Genomic DNA, 9,965 nt, shown 5'->3' with positions numbered 1-9,965 from the left:
ACCTCAGCCCCCAGACACCGGGCCAACTGCGTCGCCGCCATCCCCACACCACCGGCCGCCGCATGCACCAACACCCGCTCACCCGCACACACCGACCCCAGATCCCGCAACGCGTAATACGCCGTCAAGAACACCACCGGCACCGACGCCGCCTGCGCGAACGACCACCCCGCAGGAAACCGCACCACCATCCGCGCATCCGCCACCACCACCGGCCCGAACGCACCCGGGAACATACCCATCACCCGATCACCCACCACCAACCCCGACACACCAGGACCCACCTCGACCACCACACCCGCACCCTCAAGACCGAAACCCCGCGCATCACCCGGATACATCCCCAGCACATTGAGGACGTCACGGAAGTTGACACCCGCCGCCCGCACCTCCACCCGAACCTGACCCACCGTCAGCTCCGATCGCTCGACAGGTGTCAGTACGAGCCCCTCCAACGTCCCCCTCTCCGCAATGTCCAACCGCCAGGCCGACTCCCCCGACGGAACCGTCAACACACCCCCACCCGACACCCGACCCAACCGCGGCACATACACAACCCCACCACGCACCGCCAGCTCCGGCTCACCCGACTCCAACGCCCCGCCGACAACCCCCCACGACTCCCCCACACCATCCACATCCACCAACACGAACCGCCCCGGCGCCTCCGCCCGAGCAGCCCGCACCAGCCCCCACACCCCGGCCAGAACCGGATCGACCACCCCCACCCCGTCAGGAACAACCGCCCCCTCCGTCACCACCACAAGCCGCGCACCCTCGAACCGCTCCTCCGCAAGCCACGTCTGTACATGGGCGAGCAACTTCTGTGTGACCCGGTGAGCGGCATCGGCCGAATCACCCACCGGGCGCTCCACCCGGATCAGGACGTCACCCGCCACAGGCTCCTCCGGCCCGGGAAGCGCGGTGCTCGCCTCGGGAACCGGTCCGGCGGCCGTCGGCAGTCGTGTCCAGTCGACCTGGAAGAGTCCGTCCTGTTGCCGACCGCCGTCGGTGGGGCCCGACACATCGGTGACCTGTCGCAGCACCAGCGAGTCCACGACGGCCACGGCGCCGCCGGCCGAGTCCGCCAGACTCAGAGCGACGCTGTCCGGACCGGCGGGAGCCACGCGGACGCGCAGCTCTCGTGCGCCGGTGGCCCACAGCGACACGCCGTTCCACGAGAACGGCAGCCGCACCGCACTGTCGCTGCCGAAGGTGCCGTGCAGGACCGCGTGCAGGGCGGAGTCCAGCAGTGCGGGGTGCATGCCGAACCGGTCGGCGAGTTCCTCGTGTGCCTGTGGCAGTGCGACCTCGGCGAAGACCTCCTCACCCCGCCGCCACAGCGCGCGCAGCCCGCGGAACACGGGCCCGTAGGACAGCCCCAGCGCGGCGAGACGTTCGTACACTCCGTCGACGGGCTCCGTCACCGCGCCCTGCGGCGGCCACTGGCCGAAGCCGAACGACCCGGTCGGACGGGGTAGGCCGGTGCCGACGACACCGCTGGCGTTGAGGATCCACGCCCCGTCCTCGGAGGCACTGTCGGGTCGGGAGAAGACACTGACGTTTCGGCTGCCCGACTCGTCGGGGTCGTTCACCAGAACTTGTACCTGTATGCCTCCGTCCTCGGGGAGCACCAGTGGCACGGCGACGGTGAGTTCCTCCACATGGTCGCAGCCGACCTGGTCGGCACCCTGGAGGACGATCTCCAGGAAGCCCGTCCCCGGGAAGAGGACGTCGCCGGCGACGACGTGGTCCCGCAGCCACGGGTGCGAGCGCAGCGACAGGCGGCCGGTGACGACCACGCCGTCCGAGTCGGCCGGGGCGACCGCTGCTCCCAGCAGCGGGTGGTCGGCGGAGGTGAGACCGAGACCGGAGATGTCGCCGCCGCGCCGTCCGGGGTCCGGAGTCGGCCAGAAGGTCGTGCGCTGGAAGGCGTACGTCGGCAGTTGGACCGTGCGGGCACCGCTGCCCGTGTAGAGGGCGGGCCAGTCGACCTCGCCGCCGCTCGTGAACAGTGCGGCCGTCATGGCCAGCAGTGCCTCGGCCTCCGACCGGTCCTTCCGCAGGGACGGCAGGGTCAGGAAGCTCCTCCCGTCAGCGTCCAGGGCCGCTTGGGCGAGCGCGGTGAGCGTACCGTCGGGGCCCAGTTCGACGAACAGGGTCACTCCCTGCTCTGCGAGGACGCGTACGGCGTCGCCGTAGCGGACGGTCCGGCTGACGTGCCGCACCCAGTAGTCGGGGGTCATGAGTTCGGCCGGGTCCGACGGCGCCCCCGTGAGGGTGGAGACGAGGGAGATGCGGGGTTCGTCGTACGTCAGGCTGTCGGCCACGGCCCGGAAGTCGGCGAGCATCGGCTCCATCAGCGGCGAGTGGAAGGCATGGCTGACCCGCAGCGCGGTCACCTTGCGGTCCTGGGCGCGGAAGTGGGCCGCGACCTCCTCCACCGCCTCGGCCACGCCCGAGACGACCACCGCCCGCGGACCGTTCACCGCGGCCAGCCCCACCCGCACACCGTCCAGCAGCGGCAGCACCTCCTCCTCCGACGCCTGCACCGCCACCATCGCCCCACCCGCGGGCAACGCCTGCATCAACCGACCCCGCGCCACCACCAGACGACAAGCATCCTCAAGCGACCACACCCCCGCCACATACGCCGCAGCTATCTCACCGATCGAGTGCCCCACCAGCACATCCGGCCGCACACCCCACGACTCCAACAGCCGGAACAACGCCACCTCAAGAGCGAACAACGCAGGCTGCGCGAACTCCGTCCGATCCACACGCTCGGCATCCCCACCGAACACGACCTCCGCCAGCCCGAACGGCAACTCGGCGTCGACCGCGTCGAAGGCGGCGGCGAACACCGGAAACGCGGCATACAACTCCCGCCCCATACCGACCCTCTGCGCACCCTGACCCGCGAAGAGGAAGGCGAGCCGTCGGCCACGCCGTTCGGCGGCACCGGTCACCAGGTGGGGGTCGAACTCTTCGGCTGCCAGGGCGCGCAGGCCGTGTTCCAGTTCGTCCCGGTCGGCGGCCAGGAGTACGGCGCGGTGGTCGAGGGTGCCGCGCGTGGTCGCGAGTGACCATCCGATGTCCGCGGGCGTCAGCCAGCCGTTCTCGTCCAGGAGGTGGCAGAGTCGCTCCGCCTGGGCACGCAGGGCGTCGGGGTCGGCGGCAGACAGGGGCAGCGGTGCGATGCGTCGCTCCGCGTCGAGGGCGTCCCGGTCGGGGAACGTTTGCGGCGCTGTCTCTTCGGCGGCCTCTTCGAGGATGACGTGGGCGTTGGTGCCGCTGATGCCGAACGAGGACACACCCGCCCGACGCGGCCGGTCCTCCGCCCGCTCCCACGCGGTGTCCCGCGTCAGGAGCGCCACGTCCCCGGCCGTCCAGTCCACATGCGACGACGGCTCCTGCACGTGCAACGTACGCGGCAACACACCGTGCCGCATCGCCATCACCATCTTGATCACACCACCGACACCCGCAGCCGCCTGCGCATGACCGATGTTCGACTTCAACGACCCCAACCACAACGGACGCTCACGCCCCTGACCGTAGGTCGCCAGCAACGCCTGCGCCTCGATCGGATCACCCAGCGGAGTCCCCGTGCCGTGCGCCTCCACCGCATCCACATCCCCCGGAACCAGCCCGGCACCCGCCAACGCCTTCCGGATCACCCGCTGCTGCGACGGACCGTTCGGCGCCGTCAACCCGTTCGACGCACCGTCCTGGTTCACCGCCGAACCCGCCACCACCGCCCACACCCGATGCCCACGACGCCGCGCATCCGACAACCGCTCCACCAGCAACAGCCCCACGCCCTCCGACCAGGCCGTGCCGTCCGCACCGTCCGAGAACGCCTTGCACCGACCGTCCGACGCCAACCCCCGCTGCCGCGAGAACTCCACGAACATCTCCGGCGTCGACATCACCGTCACACCACCGGCCAACGCCAGATCACACTCACCCGCCCGCAACGCCTGCACCGCCAGGTGCAACGCCACCAACGACGACGAACACGCCGTGTCCACCGTCACCGCAGGACCCTCGAAACCGAACGTGTACGCGATACGACCCGACGCCACGCTGAGGGTCGTGCCGGTGAGGACGTAGCCGTCGGACTGCTCCACGGCCTCGCGCAGGCGTGCCCCGTACCCCTGTTCCACGAGTCCGGCGAAGACGCCCGTGCGGGAACCGCGCAGGCTCGCCGGATCGATACCCGCCCGCTCGAACACCTCCCACGACGTCTCCAGCAGCACACGCTGCTGCGGATCCATCGCCAACGCCTCACGCGGAGAGACACCGAACAGCCCGGCGTCGAACTCGGCGGCGTCGTACAGGAAGCCACCCTCACGGACGTAGGTGTGACCGGCCCGACCGGGCTCCGGGTCGTACAGGCCGTCCAGATCCCAGCCACGGTCCACCGGGAACGCGCCGATCGCGTCACCGCCCTCGCTCACCAGCCGCCACAGATCCTCCGGCGAACCGACCCCACCCGGGAACCGGCACGCCATCCCCACGATCACCACCGGGTCCGCAGAGTCCACCGGGTCGTCGCCCGCGCGGGCCGGGGCTGTTGCCTCGGCTCCACTGTGATCGGTGGCCGGCGAGAGGTGCTCTGCGAGGTGGTGGGCCACCGCGTCCGGGGTGGGGCAGTCGAACAGCAGGGAGGCCGGCAGTCGCAGTCCGGTGGCGGTCCTGAGCCGGTTCCGCAGGTCGACGGAGGCGAGGGAGTCGAAGCCGAGGTCCTTGTAGGTGCGGCGAGGTTCGACCTCGTCGGCCGCGTCGTGGCCGAGGACGGCGGCGGCGTGCGTGCGGACCAGGTCCAGGAGAGTCGCGTGCCGTTCACGCGGTGACAGCCGGTCGAGGCGGGTGCGCAGCGCCGAGGCCGTGTCCTCGGCGTCTTCGGGGTTCTCGGTGTCCCGGGTCTCCTGGACCTCCCGGCTCCCGTGGACGTCCTGGGCCCTGTGGACCTCAGGCGTCCCCTGGCTCTCCTTGGCGTTCGCGCGTCCCCCTGGTGCGTTCTCCGCAGGCTCCCCGGCATCCGTCGCCACGGTGGGCGTGCCGGGGGCCGTGTCGGGCAGCCAGTAGCGGCGGCGGCGGAAGGCGTAGGTCGGCAGTTCGGTGCGCTGGGCACCGTGCGCGGTGAGGACGGGGGTCCAGTCGACGGGCATACCGCTGGTGTGGAGCGTGGCGAGCGCTTCGACGAAGGCGCGGGCCTCGGGACGGTCCTTGCGCAGGGCGGGCATCGCGACGACGTCGTCGGTGTCGAGGTTCTGCTGGGCGAGGGCGGTCAGAGTGCCGTCGGGTCCGAGTTCGAGAACGTGCCGGGCGCCCTGGGCCTCCAGCGTGCGGATGCCTTCGGCGTACTGCACGGTGCAGCGGACGTGCCGTGTCCAGTGGTCCGGTGCGGTGAGTTCGTCGAGGGTGGCGGTACGGCCGGTGACGTCGGAGACGATCGGCAGGGTGGGGCGCCCGTAGGAGACGTCGGCGAGGACCGCGCGGAAGTCGGCGAGCATCGGGTCCATCAGCGGCGAGTGGAAGGCGTGGCTGACGCGGAGGGCCGTCACCTTGCGGTGGCGGGCTCGGAAGTGGGCCGCCACCTCTTCGACGGCCTCGGCGGCACCCGACACGACGATCGCCGCGGGGCCGTTGACCGCGGCGATGCCGATCCGGTGCTCGTGACCGGTGAGGAGGGGCAGCACCTCGTCCTGCGTGGCCTGGAGGGAGACCATGGTGCCGCCCTCGGGGAGGGCCTGCATCAGCCGGCCGCGCGCGACGACGACACGGCAGGCGTCGGCCAGGGACCACAGGCCGGCCACGTGCGCCGCCGCGATCTCGCCGACGGAGTGCCCGAAGACGACGTCGGGGTGTACCCCGAAGGACGCGGCGAGATGGAACAGAGCGACTTCGAGGGCGAAGAGGGCGGGCTGCGCGTACTCGGTGCGGTTCAGCCGGTCGGCGTCCTGACCGAACACGACCTCCCTGAGGCTGAACGGCAGCTCGGCGTCGACGGCGTCGAAGGCTGCGGCGAACACCGGATACGCGTCGTACAGTTCCCGGCCCATGCCGAGGTGTTGCGAGCCCTGTCCCGCGAAGAGGAAGGCGCTGCCGCCGATGACGGGGGTCGTCGGTGCGGGGTGGGGTCCCGTCGTTCTCCTCGGCGTGGCCGTGGCGGGTGGTTCGGATTCTCCCGTGACCACGTCGGGCGACGCGGCGCCGGCGGCCAGGGCGGTGAGGCCGCGCAGCAGGTCCTCGCGACGGGTGCCCAGCACGACGGCCCGATGCTCGAAGCGGGTTCTCGTCCGGGCGAGGGAGTGGGCGACGTCGGCCGCGCCGGCTGCGGGGTCGTCCTCCAGGTGGGTGAGCAGCCTCTCGGCCTGGGCACGCAGCGCCCTGCCCGTGCGTGCCGAGACGATCCAGGGCAGGGGCACGCGGGTGGTGTCGGGCAGGGCGTCGGGCAGGGCAGGGCGGGTCGCGCCGTCCTCGGGGATGGTCGTCCCGGTGGTCTCACGGGCGGCGTCGGCCGTACCGGTCTCCTCGGGTGCGGAGGTGGCCGTGGCGGTCTCCCCGCCCGCGCGGGACGTATCCGCGGTGGTGGAGGTGTCGGCTGCGGCGGTCTCGGGCCATTCCTCCAGCACCACGTGGCAGTTGGTGCCGCCCATTCCGAAGGAGCTGACGCCCGCCCGGCGGGGCCGGTCCTCGCGCGGCCACGGCAGGGACGCGGTCGCGACCCGCAGGTTGAGGTCGTCGAGGGGGATGGCGGGGTTGGGGTGCTCGTGGTTGAGGCTGGCCGGGAGGCGTCCGTGCCGGAGTGCCAGCGCTGTCTTCACCAGCCCGGCGATGCCGGCCGCGCCCTCCAGATGCCCGATGTTCGTCTTCACCGAGCCGACGAGCAGGGGGGTGCCGTCGACGCGGGCGCGTCCGACGACCGTGCCGAGGGCGGCGGCCTCGATGGGGTCGCCGAGCCGGGTGCCGGTACCGTGCAGTTCGACGTACTGGACGTCGGCCGGGTCGAGGCCCGCGTCGTCGTAGGCGAGGCGCAGGACCTCCTCCTGGGCTTCGCGCAGGGGCGCGGTCAGGCCGTCGCCACCGCCGTCGTTGTTGGTGGCACTGCCCCGGATGACGCAGTGGATGCGATCCCCGTCGGCGAGCGCTCGGGCGAGGCTCTTGAGGAGGACGAGCGCGCCGCCCTCGCCGCGCACGTAGCCGTTGGCGCGGGCGTCGAACGTGAAGCAGGTGCCGTCCGGGGACAGGGCGCCGAAGCCGGCCGAGGCGAGGTCGCTGTCGGGGGCGAGGGTGAGGTTGACGCCACCGGCCAGGGCGAGGTCGGACTCGCCGCGTCGCAGGCTCTCGCACGCCAGGTGGACGGCGACGAGGGAGGAGGACTGGCCGGCGTCCACGGTGAGGCTGGGACCACGCAGGCCGAGGACGTAGGACAGCCGATTGGCGATGATGCCGCGGTTCAGGCCGCTGAGGGTGTGCGGACCGACGGCCTCGGGACCGAGGCGCCGGGCGAGAGCCGCATAGTCGTCCCAGATGGCACCGACGAAGACGCCGGTACGGCTGCCGCGCAGCCGTGCGGGGACGACGGCCGCCTCCTCCAGTGCCTCCCAGCCGAGTTCGAGGACGAGGCGCTGCTGGGGGTCCATGGCCACCGCTTCGCGCGGTGAGATGCCGAAGAAGGCGGCGTCGAAGCGGTCGACGTGGTCGAGGTAAGCGCCGCGGCGGGGAGTCTCGGGACGGCGAGCGGCGAGGCAGTCGCGGCGGTCGGCGGGGGTCTCCGTGACGGCGTTCTCGCCCTCGACGAGCAGGCGCCAGAACGCGGCCGGATCGGGCGCCTGGGGAAAGCGGCAGGACATGCCTACCACGGCGACGGCGTCCCGCGGTACCACCGTGTTCTCCCGGGCGGATCGCTGCCCGGGGGATTCCGTGTCCGGGCCCGGTGCATCCGCCGGAAGGGATGCGGGCCCGCGGGCGGATCGCTGCCCGCCGGTGGGTCGCTGCCCGGCAGCGGGGGCGGATCCGGCCCTCTCGGGAACGTGGGCTCCGCGCACGGGTTCGGGCCCGGTGAGGGGCTCGCTTCCGTGCGGGGGGTCGGCTTCCGCTGCGGGCGCGGATCCCCCGACGGACGCGGCTCTGTCGACGGGTGCGGTTCCCCCACGGGTACCTGCCGCGTCGTCCCGTGCGTGTGCGTCTTCTGGCACCACGGCCACTGCCTCCGCCCTACGGATCCAGCTCGATTTCTGGCCGCGCATTCCGGCCGGATCCGACTGCCGCGCCGTCCGCGGGACAATCGGTGGTTGCGATGCTTGTCATCCTGGCGGCTGCCTGCGGGCGAGTCCCGCGGGCAGCCGGCGATCTAGGGAGACTTCTACTGTTCGGCGCTGGTCAGCGGCCGTTCGCGGTCTCTCGGTGCCTGCGGTGGGCGACCATCTCCAGCCCCCCGCGGGGCTGGAGGGTGAAGTCGCTCGTGACGCGCTCCGGGGGGTTGCCGACCGGCTCGAACTCCCAGTGCCTGCTGAGGGTGGCCAGTGCCATGACGCCCTCCATCTGGGCGAAGACGTTGCCGATGCACTGGCGGGGTCCGGCACCGAAGGGCAGGTACGCCAGCTTGGGGCGGCCGGGGCTCTTGGCGTGCCCGGTGAGCGGGTCGGTCGGGTCGGGTTCGGGCAGGAACCTCTGGGGCGCGAAGCGTTCGGGTTCCGGCCACCACGTGGCGTCGCGGTGCAGGACGTAGGGGCTGACCATCAGGACGCTGTTGCGCGGGACGTGGTAGCCGTTGGCCGTGTAGTCCTCCAGGGCGCGCCGCACGAGCACCCAGGCCGGCGGGTACAGGCGCAGCGCCTCGGAGTACACGGCGTCGGTGAACTGCAGCCGGGGCAGGTCGTCCACGGTGGGCAGCCGGTCGCCGAGGACGTCGTCGATCTCGGCGTGCAGCCTCTCGCGAACCTCCGGGTGGGTTCCGAGCAGGTAGTAGGCCCAGGTCAGGGAACCCGAGGAGGTTTCGTGGCCGGCCATCAGCAGGGTGATCGCCTCGTCGCGCAGTTCGAGGTCGGTGAGGTGTTCGCCGGTGTCGGCGTCGGTGACGGTGAGCAGCACGGACAGGAGGTCCTCGCCGTCGCCCGGGCCGTTGCGGCGCTCCTCGATCATGCCGTAGACGATGTCGTCGACGGCCTTCAGGCCGCGCTTGAACTGCCGGTTGGCGGGCAGCGGCAGGCGCAGCAGGATCTTGCCGAAGGGGCTCAGTTCCCAGCGCAGCGGGCCGCCCTCGCGGGGGAAGGCGGTACGGATGCGGTCCGCGGCCTCGCTGTCGAGGGAGACGTCGAAGAGGGTGCGGGTCACCATGCCGAGGGCGAGTTCGTACATCGCCTCGTGGAAGTTGAACCGGTCGCCGTCCGTGAGCCGGGAGGCCGCCTCGTCGGCGATGGCGGCGAACGCGGTGCCGTATCCGGCGATGCGCCGGCGGTGGAAGACGGGCTGGATGAGCCGGCGCTGTCGGCGGTGGTAGGTGCCGACGCTGGTCACCAGGCCCTTGCCGAGGACGCGTTCGAGGGTGGAGCCCCAGTCGTCGGGGCCGGGGCCGGTCTTCTGGGCGTCTTTGTCGAAGCGGCGGCTGGAGGCGATGACGACGTCCTGGACGACGTCGAAGTCGCTGACGAGGAAGGCGTCGGTCTTTCCCATGGGGACACGCACCAGCGGACCGTGCTTGTCGCGCAGACCGGTGAGATAGCGCGGGACGTTTCTGATGACCTCGCGCATCTCCTTCAGCCGCATGGGACCGGGAGCGGGAATGGATTCCGTCGGTGCGGGCGACTCGGGAGTTGTTCGAACGTCGGTCACAGATGTCTCCTGGGTCAGCGGAGGGTGACAGGTCACAACGCCGAGCCAGCTGTGCAGATACCGGGTTTCTGCGGCCGCGGCGGAACGGGAGGGGTGTGCATGATGGTCGACCTGGCGTT

2 protein-coding genes are annotated in these 9,965 nt (G+C 71.7%); both read right to left on the bottom strand.

Translation table 11 applies throughout. The annotated features are described in order from the left end of the window. Positions 1-7,865 (bottom strand): type I polyketide synthase (locus JS756_RS34045; protein WP_240204796.1); only part of this gene is annotated, 7,865 nt, incomplete at its 3' end. A gap of 529 nt (positions 7,866-8,394) precedes the next feature. After that, positions 8,395-9,846 (bottom strand): cytochrome P450, encoded by a 1,452-nt coding sequence (locus tag JS756_RS34040; protein ID WP_205387141.1) that lies wholly within the window; start codon positions 9,844-9,846, stop codon positions 8,395-8,397. Positions 9,847-9,965: the final 119 nt, after the last annotated feature.

The sequence above is a fragment of the Streptomyces actuosus genome (genome assembly GCF_016921115.1).
Classification (GTDB): domain Bacteria; phylum Actinomycetota; class Actinomycetes; order Streptomycetales; family Streptomycetaceae; genus Streptomyces; species Streptomyces actuosus_A.
Note: the sequence above shows the minus strand (reverse complement) of the source record. Positions and strands in the feature narration are given on the sequence as shown.